This window comes from Caldimonas mangrovi (genome assembly GCF_023721835.1).
GTDB lineage: Bacteria > Pseudomonadota > Gammaproteobacteria > Burkholderiales > Burkholderiaceae_C > Caldimonas > Caldimonas mangrovi.
Genome location: NZ_JAMKFE010000007.1, coordinates 209,592 through 223,535, shown reverse-complemented (window position 1 = coordinate 223,535; position 13,944 = coordinate 209,592). Strand labels below are relative to the sequence as shown.

At 67.5% G+C, this 13,944-nt stretch carries 11 protein-coding genes; 6 read left to right on the top strand and 5 right to left on the bottom strand.

Annotated elements, in window-relative coordinates; translation table 11 throughout:
- Positions 1–20: 20 nt before the first annotated feature.
- The gene (locus M8A51_RS13880) at positions 21–635 is read right to left on the bottom strand and encodes an NAD(P)H-dependent oxidoreductase (protein WP_251779070.1); all 615 of its coding nucleotides are present in this window, start codon (positions 633–635) and stop codon (positions 21–23) included.
- A gap of 85 nt (positions 636–720) precedes the next feature.
- Between M8A51_RS13880 and M8A51_RS13875 the strand changes: the two genes are divergently transcribed.
- Positions 721–1,314, top strand: coding sequence for a TetR/AcrR family transcriptional regulator (locus M8A51_RS13875; RefSeq protein ID WP_251779069.1), 594 nt, complete (start codon positions 721–723; stop codon positions 1,312–1,314).
- A 191-nt stretch (positions 1,315–1,505) separates the two neighbouring features.
- Here the strand turns inward: M8A51_RS13875 and M8A51_RS13870 are convergent, their stop codons facing one another.
- From M8A51_RS13870 to M8A51_RS13855, 4 genes are all read right to left on the bottom strand, one after another.
- Positions 1,506–3,035, bottom strand: a complete 1,530-nt coding sequence (locus M8A51_RS13870) for a malonate--CoA ligase (RefSeq protein WP_251779068.1) — start codon at positions 3,033–3,035, stop codon at positions 1,506–1,508.
- A gap of 81 nt (positions 3,036–3,116) precedes the next feature.
- Entirely contained in the window at positions 3,117–4,100 is a 984-nt protein-coding gene (locus M8A51_RS13865; RefSeq protein ID WP_251779067.1) for a Bug family tripartite tricarboxylate transporter substrate binding protein, read from the bottom strand.
- A 56-nt stretch (positions 4,101–4,156) separates the two neighbouring features.
- Complete coding sequence (locus tag M8A51_RS13860; protein WP_251779066.1) at positions 4,157–5,413, bottom strand: malonyl-CoA decarboxylase; 1,257 nt, start codon at positions 5,411–5,413, stop codon at positions 4,157–4,159.
- Positions 5,414–5,526: 113 nt separating this feature from the next.
- On the bottom strand, positions 5,527–6,240 hold the full coding sequence (locus tag M8A51_RS13855; protein WP_251779065.1) for a GntR family transcriptional regulator: 714 nt from the start codon (positions 6,238–6,240) through the stop codon (positions 5,527–5,529).
- Between the two features lie 123 nt (positions 6,241–6,363).
- Between M8A51_RS13855 and M8A51_RS13850 the strand changes: the two genes are divergently transcribed.
- The 5 genes from M8A51_RS13850 to M8A51_RS13830 all read left to right on the top strand — a co-directional run bounded on the left by M8A51_RS13850 (position 6,364) and on the right by M8A51_RS13830 (position 13,861).
- Positions 6,364–7,470, top strand: a complete 1,107-nt coding sequence (locus tag M8A51_RS13850; RefSeq protein ID WP_251779064.1) for an ABC transporter substrate-binding protein — start codon at positions 6,364–6,366, stop codon at positions 7,468–7,470.
- An 828-nt stretch (positions 7,471–8,298) separates the two neighbouring features.
- Positions 8,299–10,833 (top strand): nitrite reductase large subunit NirB, encoded by a 2,535-nt coding sequence (gene nirB, locus M8A51_RS13845; protein WP_251779063.1) that lies wholly within the window; start codon positions 8,299–8,301, stop codon positions 10,831–10,833.
- A 26-nt stretch (positions 10,834–10,859) separates the two neighbouring features.
- A complete protein-coding gene (nirD, locus tag M8A51_RS13840; protein WP_251779062.1) occupies positions 10,860–11,201 on the top strand; it encodes a nitrite reductase small subunit NirD in 342 nt (113 codons plus the stop codon).
- 52 nt (positions 11,202–11,253) lie between these two features.
- Positions 11,254–12,066 (top strand): formate/nitrite transporter family protein, encoded by an 813-nt coding sequence (locus M8A51_RS13835; RefSeq protein WP_251779061.1) that lies wholly within the window; start codon positions 11,254–11,256, stop codon positions 12,064–12,066.
- A gap of 67 nt (positions 12,067–12,133) precedes the next feature.
- A complete protein-coding gene (locus M8A51_RS13830) occupies positions 12,134–13,861 on the top strand; it encodes a bifunctional protein-serine/threonine kinase/phosphatase (RefSeq protein ID WP_251779060.1) in 1,728 nt (575 codons plus the stop codon).
- Positions 13,862–13,944: the final 83 nt, after the last annotated feature.

Here is a 13,944-nt window from a genome sequence, read left to right as displayed (position 1 = left end):
CGCGAGGCCCGCTGCCCCGGTCAGGTCGCGAGCGCTTCCGCGTGGGCGACCCGGACTGCGGCCACCTTGCGGCCCAGGGCCCTGGCCGTCTCGAAGTTGGCGTTCCAGTCGCCGTCGGCCGGTTCGAGCAGCAACTCGGACCGCAGCACGCGGGCTCCGCAGTAGTCGAAGATGCCGTGGTCGATCTGGGTTTTCATGGCGCCGAAATAGCCGTGCCGTGCATACGTGCGCCAGTCGGCCCCGCCGATGGCCACCAGCGTCACCGGCAGGTGGTGCAGCTTTTTCACCAGCGGCGTGCCGGGCCGTTCGTCATAGGCCCATCCGTTGGAAAACACCCGGTCGATCCAGCCCTTGAGCAGGGCCGGGAAAGACCACCAGTAGATCGGGTAGACCAGCACCAGCGCGTCGGCGCGGTCGATGCGTGCCTGCTCGGCGAGCACGTCGTCGGCCGGCGCGCGCTTTTCGCGGTGCACCGCCACGTCGTGCAGCGTGAAGCGGGGATCGAAACCCTCCGCTGCCAGGTCGGCGATCTCGGACGTGTGCCCCTCGAGGTGCAGGCCGTCGGCGACCTTGGACGCCACGGCGTGAGTGACGGAATCGCGATGAGGATGGGCGACGACAACAAGGGTGTGCATGGGGATTCCTTTGCGGTTATATACGTTTGGTAGGTTGACGGTTCGCAATGTACCATTCGTATATAACCCCGACGTGCACCCTGAATTGACCACAGCACCGCCCCGCCAGCGCCTCACGCGTGAGGCCCGTTATCGACAGCTCATTGCCGCTGCCTGGGAGCTGCTGCGAGACGAAGACATGGATGCACTGACGCTCGGGCGGCTCGCAGCACACGCTCAGGTGGCCAAGCCGGTGGTCTACGACCATTTCAAGACGCGCAACGGGCTGATCGCGGCGCTGTACCTGGACTTCGATCAGCGGCAGGTCGCGATCATCGATGCTGCCATCGCAGCGAGCGCGAAGACGCTTCCCGCCAAGGCGAAGGTCATCGCGTCCACCTATGTCGACTGTGTGCTGGCCCAGGGCCGCGAGATCCCCGGCATCGTGGGGGCCTTGGCCGGTGCGCCGGAACTCGAACAGGTGAAGCGCGAGTGTTCGAACGCGTTCCACGAAAAGTGCCGCAAGGTGCTGGCGCCCTTTGCGGGTGGCAGCCGTTTGACCCGGCTGCGCGTGCGGGCGATGCTCGGCGCGGCCGAAGCCTTGTCGTATGCGGCTGCTTCGGGCGAGATCACGGCCGCGCAGGCCAAGACGGAGCTGCACGACACCATCGTGCTGCTGGTCACGGCGGGCAGCAGGTAGAGGTCGCTTGATCGCCGCCACGGGACCAACGTGGCGGCGAGATGCTTTTTGGCCTGGAGCTGTCTTGATGGACCTCAGTAGCTGACTCGACCGTGACGTCTGGCGTCACTCGCGCAGGCGCCACGCTGACCAAGCCGGCGAGGGCCGGCATGGCGGACCGATCAGGTCGTTCGCACAGCGCGGCGCTCAGCTCACTTCACGAACAGCCGTTCGTGCAGGCCCCGCAGCACGTTCTTCTGCACCTTGCCCATCGCGTTGCGCGGCAGCTCGTCGGCGAAGAAGATGCGCTTGGGCACCTTGTAGTTCGCGATCTGGCGCTTGAGCCGGGCTAGCAGCCCGGCTTCGTCGAGCGCGACACCGGGCCGCGGCACCACGAAGGCGATGACGCCTTCGCCGAAGTCCGCATGCGGCACGCCGACCACCGCCGATTCCGCCACGCCCTCGGTGTCGTTGAGATAGCTCTCGACCTCGGCCGGATAGATGTTGTAGCCGCCGCTGATGATCAGGTCCTTGCTGCGACCGACGATGGTCAGGTGGCCGTGTTCGTCGAAGCGGCCCACGTCGCCGGTCTTGAACCAGCCGTCGGCGGTGAACTCCTCGGCGGTCTTCTCGGGCATGCGCCAGTAGCCCTTGAACACGTTGGGTCCCTGCACTTCGATGTGCCCCACTTCGCCGGTGGGCATGGGTGCGCCGCCGTCGCTCACCACGCGGATCTTCACCCCGGGCAGCGGCTTGCCCACCGTACCGCCGATGCGTGATCCGTCCGAGGAGCGGCAGGGGTTGGACGCCAGCATCACCGTCTCGCTCATGCCGTAGCGTTCGAGCAGCGTGTGGCCGGTGCGCTCCTGCCAGTCGCGGAAGGTCTCGATCAGCAGCGGGGCCGAGCCCGAGACGAACAGCCGCATCGATGCGCATGCCTTGCGTGTGAGGCCCGGTTCGCCGAGCAGGCGCACGTACAGGGTGGGCACGCCCATGAAGACGGTGGCCCGCGGCAGCCGCTCCACGACCGCACCCGGGTCGAACTTGGAAAGCCACAGCATCTTGCTGCCGTTCAACAACGCGCCGTGAGACGCGACGAACAGTCCGTGCACGTGGAAGATCGGCAGCGCGTGGATCAGCACGTCGCCCGGTTGCCAGTCCCAGTAGTCCTTCAGCGTCAGGGCGTTGCTGAGCAGGTTGCCGTGCGTGAGCATCGCGCCCTTGCTGCGACCGGTGGTGCCCGACGTGTAGAGGATGGCGGCCAGGTCGTCGGCGTCGCGGGCCACCGGTTCGTGCTCGTCGTCCATCCGTGCGGCCTGGTCCAGCAGGGTGCCGCACCGGTTGTCGTCGAGCGTGAACACATGGCTCACCCCCGCCTGCGCGGCCAGTTCGCGCACCCACGGCAGGTTGCGGCTGGAGCAGACGATCACGCCCGGTTGGGCGTCACCGATGAAGTACGCCAACTCCGCTTGCTGGTAGGCCGTGTTGAGCGGCAGGTACACCAGACCGGCGCGCAAGGTGGCCAGGTACAGCATCAAGGCCTCGACCGACTTGTCGGTGTGCGCGGCCACGCGGGAGCCCGCCGGGAGCTGCAGCGAGCCGAGCAGATTGGCCAGCATGGCCGTGGCCCGGTCCAGGTCGCGCCAGCTGTAGGTCAGGCCGTTGTCGGTCTCGATGGCCGCCGCGTCGGGACGTGCAAAGAAGGCTGCGCGCAGGGCGCAGAAGAGATTGGCGTTGTTCATCGTGTGTAGCGTCCGTGCAATCGGCGGCCGGGCCAGCCGAGGTCCGGGGCGGTGCCCGGCTTCGCGGGCACCGTCGGGGCGTCAGTCGATCTTGGCCCCCGACGACTTGGCGACTTCGGCCCAGCGCTTGACTTCAGACTCGACGAAGCTGCCGAACGCCTTGCCGGTGAGCGTGGGGATCTCCGAGCCGAGGGCTGTCCACGCATCGCGCAGTTCCGGGTTGGCGAAGGCCCGGCGCAGTTCCGCCGTCATGCGGCTGATCGCCTCGGGCGGCGTGTTCTTGGGTGCCCACAGGCCGTACCAGGTGCTGACCTGGTAGCTCGGCACGCCCGCCTCGATGGTCGTGGGGATGTCAGGGAAGCCCGGCGCGCGCTGCTCGCCGGCGACGGCGAGCGCCTTGATGCGGCCGCCCTTGATGTGCGTCGCCGACGAGCCCAGGCCGTCGAACATCATGTCGACCTGCCCGGCCATCAGGTCCTGCAACGCAGGGCCGGCACCGCGGTACGGGATGTGCGTGATGAAGGTCCCGGTCTGCATCTTGAACAGCTCGCCGGCCAGATGATGCGACGTGCCGTTGCCCGCCGAGCCGTAGTTCAGCTTGCCCGGGTTGGCTTTCACTTCGGCGAGCAACTGCTTCAGGTCCTTGGCCGCCACCTTCTGCGGGTTGACGACGATCACCTGCGGCACCTTCGACAGCAATGCCACCGGCACGAAGTCGGTCAGGATGTTGTAGTCGAGCTTGGGATACATGGCCGGGGCGATCGCATGATGCACCGCGCCCATGAAGAAGGTATAGCCATCGGGCGCTGCGCGCGCCGCGATCGAGGCGCCCACCGTGCCGCCGGCGCCGCCCTTGTTGTCGATGACGACCTGCATGCCGAGCTGTTTCGTCATCGTGGCGGACAGCGGCCGCGCAAACGCGTCGGTGCCGCCGCCGGCGGGGAAGGGCACCACGATGGTGATCGGCTTGGCCGGCCAGGTCTGTGCCGAAGCCGAGGCCCACGGGCCGACGGCGGCCGCCACCGCAACGGCCATCGCGCACAGCGCATGACGACGTGAAATCATGGTCTTGTCTCCTTGGGGTTGGTCGAGGTGTCAAGGCACTTGAGCGCGACCTTCGCTCAGAGTTTCTGTGTGATTCTTCGGGCGCTCACGACCTCACCGCGCACGAAGCGCTCGTGGCGCTCCTCGACTTCGCCGAGGTCGTAGAGGTAGTTCACCATCAGTCCGAGCGATTGCTTCAGTCCCTTGCGGCTCACGTCCGCGGCCCAGTTGATGCGCTCGAGCCGGGCCCCGTTGCCGAGGTGGAAGCGCGCAACCGGGTCCGCGCGCACGGTGACCGACTCCTGCCCGAGGTAGTGGGCCGCGAGCAGCTCGAGGGCTTCACGCAGCTCGGGCGGTGCGGCTTCCGGGGCGAAGCTGCCGGGCAGGCTGGCCAGGGTGTCGCCGAAGTGGGACCGAAGCAACGCGTGGGCACGGCCCAGCCGCTCGCGCAGCCGCGGGCGCAGGTCGTCGCGAGCGTCCCAATCGCCGCAGCCGCGCAGCCACGTGCACAGGCCGGGTATCGGCGACAGCGTGCAGAAGGTGCGCAGCTGCGGGAACTCGCGCTGCAGGTGCTCGGCAACCTGCTTGATGAGGAAGTTGCCGAGGGACACGCCCTTGAGGCCGGGCTGGCAGTTGCTGATCGAGTAGAAGGTGGCGACCTTGAAGCTGCGCGGCGCCAGCGACGCCGACGCCGGGTCGATCAACGGGCCGATGGCTTCCGGCATGTGAGGCAGCAGTGCCACCTCGACGAAGATCAGCGGTTCGCCGGGCAGTTGCGGGTGGAAGAACGCGAAGCATCGGCGGTCCGGCTGCAGCCGCCGTCGCAGGTCGGTCCAGCCGTCGATGGCGTGCACCGCTTCGTGCTCGATGATGCGTTCCAGCAGTGCCGCAGGCGAGCGCCAGTCGACCTGCTCCATCTGCAGGAAGCCGGCGTTGAACCACGACGACAGCAGATGCTGGAAGTCGGCCTCGACGGCCGCCAGGTCGGGCCGGCTCTTGAGCACGCCGAGCAGCGCTCGGCGCAGCGACACGATGCCGGCCGTTCCTCCGGGCGCACGATTGAGGCGCCTCAACAGTTCCTGCCGGGGCGGTTCGGCGGCGGCGGTCAGCTGGATCAAATGCTCCGCGTTCGGCGATTCGGCGTATCGCTGGGCTGCCTGCAACACTTGCCCGGGGTCGGGGCCGAACTGGTGCTCGAGCAGCTCGAAGAAGGCCAGGCGCTGATCGGCCTGGAGTTCGAGCAGGTCGTCGAGCAGATCGGCGGCGATCGCCACGCTGTTCGCTTCCCCGCGTTCGGACAGCAGGCGGCGGCAGGTCTCTGCCACGCGCTGCATGCGGCGCGCCTCCGACACCCCATGGCGCGGTCTGGGCCGCAGCCTCGTGGTGGTATCGAGACGCAAGCTGTAGGACGGCAAGCTGAACATCGACGACTCCCTGTTGTTGTCGATCACATGGCGCGGCGCTTCGCGTCGTCCGCGGCGGCCTGGGCTTCGCTGGCCCGCAAGGCCTTCAGCGCGGCGAGCTGTTCCATCAGGTGTTCGTACATCAGCTGCTGAGCGCGTGGCGCATCGCGCGCGCTCAGTGCGTCGATCAATACCCGGTGTTCCGCGATCGAGGCGTCGATGCGCCCGGGATGCCTCAGCTGGCGACCGCGCAGCAGCCGCATGAAGACGCGCAACTGGTCGGTCGCCCGGCTCAACCAGGGGTTGCCGGCGACGGTCTGCACCCGCGTGTGGAAGACGTGGTTGGCGCGGTAATAGCCTTCGGTGTCGTGCGAGCGGGCGTAGAGCTCGAGGTCCCGGTGCAGGCGGCGCAACTCGGCCAGCTCGTCGTCGGTGGCACGCTGCGCGGCCTCGTAGGCGCACCGCCCCTCGAGCAAGGCCATCACGGGAAACAGCTGTTCGGCGTCGTCTTCCGACACCTCGGTCACCACACAGCCGCGTCGGGGTTGCAGTGTGACCAGCCCTTCGACGGCGAGCACCTTCAGCGCTTCCCGGATCGGGGTGCGGCTGATGCCCCACTCGGCGGCCAGGGCCTGTTCGTCGACCCGCTGACCGGGAGCGAGCTGGCGTTCGAAGATCAGCGCACGCAGGCGCGATGCCACTTCCTCGTGCAGAGACGAGGGGCGGATCGCGGAACTCAAGTCGGTCGACTGCAGCATGACGCCAAGGCCCGAGAGGACGTTGGTTGCATTCTGGCATTCATAATTCATAATTACAAGCGCATGGGCACCGCCCGTGCGTCAAGCATCCGTTCAACTTCCCTTGGCAGGAGACCTCCCGACATGAAGCAGCTTCTTGGTGTGCTGGCGTTGAGCGCCACGCTGGCGGCCCCGGCCTCGGCACAGATCCTCGTGGGTCAGACGGCAGGGTTCAGCGGCCCGGTGGCCGCCGGTGTCAAGGAAACCACCGACGGCGCATTGCTCTATATCGACTCGGTCAACGCGCGCGGTGGCGTGAACGGGCAGCCGATCGAGCTGGTCTCCACCGACGACAAGTTCGAGCCGAAGCTGGCAGCAGAGAACGCGCGCAAGCTGATCACCGAGAGGAAGGTGGTGGCGCTGTTCCTGGTGCGCGGCACGCCGCACACGCAGGCGATCGCACCGCTGCTGGCCGAGTTCAAGGTTCCGCTCGTGGCGCCGTCCACCGGCGCGAAGGTCCTGCACAGCCCGGTGCATCCGTACATCTTCAACGTGCGCGCCACCTACCAACGCGAGGCGGAACGCGCCGTACGGCACCTCAGCCTGATCGGCATGGAGCGCATCGCGGTGCTGCAGGTGGACGATTCGTTCGGCGCCGACGCAGTGGCCGGCGCGACAGCGGGTTTCACGGCCGTCAACAAGCAGCCGGTGCTGCTGGAGAAGTTCGACCGCAGCAAGCCGGACTTCAAGCTCATCGCCCCCCAGGTGGCGAAGGCCGACGCGCAGGCGGTACTGCTCATCGGCTCGGGGTCCACGGTGGCCGAAGGCACCAAGGCGATCCGCGAGGCGGGGTCTCGCGCGCAGATCGTCACGCTGTCGAACAACGCGGCCGGCGGCTTCATCAAGCAGATGGGGGAATACGCCCACGGCACCATCGTCAGCCAGGTGTTCCCCTATGAGCGCTCGATCGCGTCGCCCATCGTCAAGGAAGCCGCCGAACTGGCCAAGGCAAAGAACATCGACGCCATCTCGCCTGCCATGATGGAAGGCTATGCCGGCGCGAAGGTGCTGGTGGAGGCGCTGCGGCGTGCCGGACCGAACCCCACGCGCGAAAAGATCACCGCTGCGCTGAACGGCCTCAGGAACTTCGACATCGGCGGCATGGAAGTCAGCTACAGCCCGACCGACCACACCGGCCTCGACTTCGCCGATCTGTCCATCATCGGCGCGGACGGACGGTTCCGCCGCTAAGAATCCGGGCGGCTTCTGCCGCCCGGATTTCCCGCCTGCGGCTTCACGCACGGCTTCCCCGACCCCCTCCGCGAGGGAGGCTGCAGCCGGGGCCTGCTCGGGCAACTCGCCCAGCCGAACTCGCGCATGTAGCGCCCGCGCGCGGCGGTTCGTCAGGGGCACGCCCGCGCTCGAGGTCGGCGTCGCGTTGGCGTTGATCCAGGCGCTGACGGGTCTCGGTGATGGCCGCAGTCGAGCCTCGCGCCGGGTGCGCCAGGGCCCAAAGGGCAGCCAGTCCTGGATCGCCTCGGCCAGCAGCAGCATCTGCTGAGGTTGATAGGAAAGGTAGTTCGCGGCCATGGCCATGACACCGACCTCAACTCTCAGCCGCAGCCAGGCTCTTCCCTTCTGCGTCCCGGACTCCTGGCCGCTCTCGCCGGCCGTGGGGAGGGGCGGTGCCTGCCCCGGGGCTTGCAAGGCCTGCCCCAAAAGCCGCCGCCCCGTGTGCGCCAACCCGGTGCGCGACGGCGCGGCACGCTCCATTGAAGTGCTCGCACGGTCGGCTTTCTGCCCCGGCACGCACTACAACGCACCACTTTGCCTGGCATGAACCTTGCGCAAAGGTCTGCGCCGACCCGGGCGCGCTTTGATGCGTGCCTCGAGGGCCGCGTCAGGCCGCACGCCGTAGTGCGAGCCGCAGCACGCCGCTGTGCTGCGACGCCGATCCCGCTGGTCATGACACCAGGCCGCAGGCCCGGTCATCGGGGCGCACTGACCGAAGAGCTCCTCGCTGAACGGCGCGACCCACGATGGCCGCGGCCGGCACACACCTCAGGACACCGCATTTCCATGAAGATCGTCGTCATCGGCCACGGCATGGTGGGCCACAAGTTTCTTGAAAGCCTGTACGAGGCAATGCCCGAGGGTGCCCACGTCACGGTGCTGTGCGAGGAGCCGCGCCCTGCCTACGACCGCGTCCATCTGTCCGAATATTTCGCGGGCAAGTCGGCCGAGGAGCTGTCCCTGGTGGCGCCCGGCTTCTTCGACCGGCTCGACACCGTGCTCAAGCTCGACGCGCGTGCCACCGCCATCGACCGTGCTCGCAAGACCGTGACCGCCAGCACCGGCGAGACGCTGCCGTACGACAAGCTCGTCATCGCCACCGGCTCCTACCCCTTCGTGCCGCCGGTGCCGGGCAAGGACCGTCCGGACTGCTTCGTCTACCGCACCATCGAAGACCTCGAAGCGATGCTCGAATGCGGCGCCCGCTCGACGAGCGGCGTCGTGATCGGCGGCGGCTTGCTGGGCCTGGAATGTGCCAAGGCCTTGCGCGACATGAAGCTGCAGACCCATGTGGTCGAGTTCTCGCCGCGCCTGATGGCCCTGCAGGTCGATGCCGCCGGCGGGCAGATGCTGCGCCGCAAGATCGAAGCGCTGGGCGTGCAGGTGCACACGCAGAAGAACACGCTGCAGATCGTCGACGGCGAGCAGGCACGCCACCGCCTCGTGTTCGCCGACGGCTCGCACCTCGAAACCGACATGCTGGTGTTCTCGGCCGGCATCCGGCCGCGCGACGAACTGGCGCGCCAGGCCGGCTTGTCCGTCGGCCCGCGCGGTGGCATCGCCATCGACGACCACTGCCTGACCAGCGACCCCGACATCTACGCCATCGGCGAGTGTGCGCTGTGGAACGGCCAGATCTTCGGCCTGGTGGCACCGGGCTACGACATGGCGCGGGTGGCGGCGAAGCACGTGGCCGGAGAGGGCGCCCAGTTCAAGGGCGCCGACATGAGCACCAAGCTCAAGCTGATGGGCGTCGACGTGGCGAGTGTCGGCGATGCGATGGGCGCGACCGCCGGCAGCCGATCGTTCCAGTTCAGCGACGAGCGCAAGCAGGTCTACAAGAAGATCGTGGTTTCCGAGTGCGGCAAGAAACTGCTAGGCGCTGTGCTGGTGGGCGACGCCGCCGAATACGGGACGCTGCTGCAGATGATGCTGAATGGCATCGCGCTGCCCGAGTCGCCGGAATTCCTGATCCTTCCGCAAAGCGACGGCAAGGCCAGGCCCGGGCTGGGCCCCGATGCGCTGCCGGCCTCTGCGCAGATCTGCTCGTGCAACAACGTGTCCAAGGGCCGGATCTGCGAGGCCGTGGGCGCGGGCGTGACCGCGATCGGTGAACTCAAGAGCTGCACCAAAGCGGGCACGTCCTGCGGCGGGTGCGTGCCGCTGGTGACGCAGATCATGAAGGTCGAGATGAAGAAGCGCGGCCTGGCGGTGAACAACCACCTGTGTGAGCACTTCGCCTATTCGCGCCAGGAGCTGTTCCACCTGGTCAAGGTGGAGCGCATCCGCAGCTTCGACGACCTGCTCGCCCGCCACGGCAAGGGCCTGGGCTGCGACATCTGCAAGCCGGTGGCGGCCAGCATTTTCGCGTCGTGCTGGAACGACTTCATCCTGAACCAGGACCACGCGCGCCTGCAGGACTCGAACGACTATTTCCTCGGCAACATCCAGAAGGACGGCACCTACTCGGTGGTGCCCCGCATGCCCGGCGGCGAGGTGACGCCGGACGGGCTGATGGCGGTGGCACAGGTGGCCAAGAAGTATGGCCTGTACACCAAGATCACCGGCGGGCAGCGGGTGGACCTGTTCGGCGCCCGCGTCGAACAGCTGCCGTCGATCTGGGAGGAGCTGATTGCCGCCGGCTTCGAGTCGGGCCACGCCTACGGCAAGTCGCTGCGCACCGTGAAGTCCTGCGTCGGCTCGACCTGGTGCCGCTACGGCGTGGGCGACAGCGTCGGCCTCGCGGTCGAGCTGGAGAACCGCTACAAGGGCCTGCGCGCGCCGCACAAGATCAAGTTCGGCGTGTCGGGCTGCACCCGCGAGTGCGCTGAAGCCCAGGGCAAGGACGTCGGCGTGATTGCCACCGACAAGGGCTGGAACCTGTATGTCTGCGGCAACGGCGGCATGAAGCCACGCCACGCCGAACTGCTGGCGTCCGACCTGACGAAACAGCAGCTGATCGACTACATCGACCGTTTCCTGATGTTCTACGTGCGCACCGCCGACCGGCTGCAGCGCACCAGCGTGTGGCGCGAGAACCTCGAAGGCGGGCTGGACTACCTGAAGGAGGTGATCGTGGGCGACAAGCTCGGCCTGGCCGCCGAGCTCGAGGCCGAGATGCAGCACGTGGTCGACACCTACGCCTGCGAATGGAAGACCGCGGTCACCCAGCCCGAGGTGCGCAAGCGCTTCCGCCAGTTCGTCAACAGCGACCAGCCCGACCACCACGTGATCTTCGTGGAAGAGCGCGGGCAGATCCGCCCCGCCGCGCCGGACGAGCGCGTGGCCGCAGCGCCCGTCCTTGCCGATCAACCCGCTTGAAGACCCGCCCGCGAAGGAGCGACACCATGAACCGCAACGACCCCCCCCAGTGGAGCCCTGTCTGCTCCGTCGCCGACATCCTTCCCGACACCGGCGTGTGCGCGTTGATCAGGCAGCGCCACGTGGCCGTGTTCCACGTCAAGGGGCGCGGCGCGGTCTACGCGATCGACAACTTCGACCCGAACGCGAAGGCCAGCGTGCTGTCGCGCGGCCTGGTAGGCAACGTGGGTGAACGCATCGTTGTCGCCTCGCCGATCTACAAGCATCACTTCGACCTGCAGAGCGGCGAATGCCTCGAAGTACCGGAGAACTCCGTCGCCGCGTATCCGGTGCGCATCGAGAACGACACCGTCCTGGTGGCGGTCTGACACGCCCTCCTGCAGCCGAACCGCATTCCATTTCCTAGAGAGAGACAGCAAAGTGGCCTACCTCGTTCCTTCCGAATTCGTCACCAAGATGGTCGACGCCGGCGAATCCAAGTTGTACATGTCGACGCGCGACACGTTGATCCGTGCCTACATGGCCGGCGCCATCCTCGCGCTGGCCGCCTGGTTCGCGATCACCATCAACGTCAACACCGGCCAGCCGCTGCTGGGTGCGGTGCTGTTTCCGGTCGGCTTCGTCATCCTGTACCTGCTCGGCTTCGACCTGCTGACCGGCGTGTTCGTGCTGACCCCGCTGGCACTGCTCGACAAGCGTCCCGGCGTCACGGTCAAGGGCGTGCTGCGCAACTGGGGCCTGGTGTTCTGCGGCAACTTCGCCGGCGCCTTCACCGTGGCCGTGATGATGGCCGTCGTCACCACCTTCGGGTTCTCGACACCGGCCAATGCGGTCGGCCATGCCATCGGCATCATCGGCGAGAGCCGTACGCTCGGCTACGCGGAGTACGGCGCCGCTGGCATGGTCACGCTGTTCTTTCGCGGCATGCTGTGCAACTGGATGGTCTCGACCGGCGTGGTGGGTGCGATGATCTCCACCACCGTCAGCGGCAAGGTGATCGCGATGTGGATGCCGATCATGCTGTTCTTCTATATGACCTTCGAGCACTCGATCGTGAACATGTTCCTGTTCCCGTCGGGCCTGCTGCTGGGCGCCAAGTTCTCGCTGATGGACTACCTGATCTGGAACGAGATCCCGACGGTGCTGGGCAACCTCGTCGGCGGCCTGTCGTTCACCGGCCTCACGCTCTACGCGACTCACGTGCGCACGGCGCCGAAGCGCGTCACCGCCTGATCGCCGCCGACGTCTCTGGAGCCCCGGACCGTCATGGACCGGGGCATTCTTCTGCTCCAATGCCGCGATGTCGCTGACCCTCCGCACCGGCCAGTGTTCCGACAAGGGACGCAAGCCCTGCAACCAGGACTTCCACGGACTGTGCGTGCCCGCGCAGCCGCAGCTGGCGACCAAGGGCATCGCGATCGCACTGGCCGACGGCATCAGCAGCAGCGACGTAAGCCACCTCGCTGCGCAGGCGGCGGTGCGCAGTTTCCTCGATGACTACTACTGCACCTCCGACGCCTGGTCGGTGAAGACCTCGGTCGAGCGCGTGCTGGTGGCGGCCAACTCCTGGCTGCATGCGCAGAACCAGCGTGGGCCCGGCCGCTACGACAAGGACCGCGGCTGGGTCTGCACCTTGAGCGCGATGGTGCTCAAGTCCCGCACGGCGCATCTCTTTCATGTGGGCGACACCCGCATCTACCAGCTGCACGGCAAGGCGCTGGAGCAGTTGACGCAGGACCACCGCGTGCAGGTGGGGGCGGGCCAGAGCTACCTGGCACGAGCCCTCGGCGTGCACGGTCACCTGGAGATCGACCACCACACGGTGGCGCTGGCCGAGGGCGACACCTTCGTGCTGGCGACCGACGGCGTGTACGAGCATGTGCCGCCGGCGGCCATCGTCGCCGCGATCGAGCGGCATGGCGACGCGCTCGACCGCGCCGCGCGCGAGATCGTCGACGAAGGCCTGTCGCGGGGCAGCCCGGACAACCTGACGGTGCAGATCGTGCGCGTCGAGCGGCTGCCGGACCCGCAGGCCAGCGAGCTGGCACGCCTGGCCACCGAGCTGCCGTTGCCACCGATGCTGGAGCCGCGCGCGGTATTCGACGGTTACCGCATCGTGCGCGAGCTGCACGGCAGCAGCCGCAGCCACATCTACCTGGCGACGGACGAGTCCTCCGGCGAGGCGGTCGTCCTCAAGACGCCTTCGATCGACCTGCACGGCGACCGCGCCTACCTGGAGCGCTTTCTTCTGGAAGAGTGGGTGGCCCGGCGCATCAGCAGCCCGCACGTGCTCAAGCCCCGCGCTGGCGTGCGTGCACGCAGCTTCCTCTACGTGGTGTTCGAGTACGTCGAAGGCCGCACGCTGGCGCAATGGATGCTCGATCACCCACGCGCCGACATCGCCGCCGTGCGCCCGCTGGTCGAGCAGATCGCGCGCGGCATGCGCGCTTTCCACCGGCTGGAGATGCTGCACCAGGACCTGCGGCCCGAGAACATCATGGTCGATGCGACCGGCACCGTGAAGATCATCGACTTCGGCGCCGCAAGGGTGGCGGGCGTTGTCGAGATGGCGCCGGAACGCGACGTCCACCCGCTCGGCACGGTCACCTACAGCGCCCCCGAGTGCCTGCTCGGCCAGCCCGGTACGGCGCGCTCGGACCAGTTTTCTCTGGCGGTGATCACCTACCAGATGCTGACCGGGCAGTTGCCCTACGGCACCGAGGTGGCGAAGTGCAAGAGCCTCGCCGAGCACAGGCGCCTGAAATACCGCACCGCGCGACAGGCCCAGCCTCGACTGCCGTCCTGGGTGGACGACGCGATCGAGAAGGCGCTGCAGCCCGAGCCGCACAAGCGCTACGGCGACGTCGACGAGTTCGTCGCCAGCCTGCACCGCCCCGACCCGGACTTCGCGCGCAGCGGCCGACTGCCGTTGATCGAGCGCAACCCGCTGGTGTTCTGGAAGTCGCTGTCTGCGCTGCTCGCGCTGGGATGCGTGCTGCTGCTGGCCTTGCTGCATGCGGGGGGTTGAGGCGGCGTTCATTTCGATTCGAGGAATGGACGATTGCCGCTGCGGTGGTTTTTTCATCGGCCCCGGCGGCCTACAGTGATTGC

Coding starts and splice junctions, on each gene's coding strand:
- M8A51_RS13880 (WP_251779070.1), bottom strand. CDS start 635: ATGCACACCCTTGTTGTCGTCGCCCATCCTCATCGCGATTCCGTCACT.
- M8A51_RS13870 (WP_251779068.1), bottom strand. CDS start 3,035: ATGAACAACGCCAATCTCTTCTGCGCCCTGCGCGCAGCCTTCTTTGCA.
- M8A51_RS13865 (WP_251779067.1), bottom strand. CDS start 4,100: ATGATTTCACGTCGTCATGCGCTGTGCGCGATGGCCGTTGCGGTGGCG.
- M8A51_RS13860 (WP_251779066.1), bottom strand. CDS start 5,413: ATGCAGCGCGTGGCAGAGACCTGCCGCCGCCTGCTGTCCGAACGCGGG.
- M8A51_RS13855 (WP_251779065.1), bottom strand. CDS start 6,240: ATGCTGCAGTCGACCGACTTGAGTTCCGCGATCCGCCCCTCGTCTCTG.
- M8A51_RS13850 (WP_251779064.1), top strand. CDS start 6,364: ATGAAGCAGCTTCTTGGTGTGCTGGCGTTGAGCGCCACGCTGGCGGCC.
- nirB (WP_251779063.1), top strand. CDS start 8,299: ATGAAGATCGTCGTCATCGGCCACGGCATGGTGGGCCACAAGTTTCTT.
- nirD (WP_251779062.1), top strand. CDS start 10,860: ATGAACCGCAACGACCCCCCCCAGTGGAGCCCTGTCTGCTCCGTCGCC.
- M8A51_RS13830 (WP_251779060.1), top strand. CDS start 12,134: ATGTCGCTGACCCTCCGCACCGGCCAGTGTTCCGACAAGGGACGCAAG.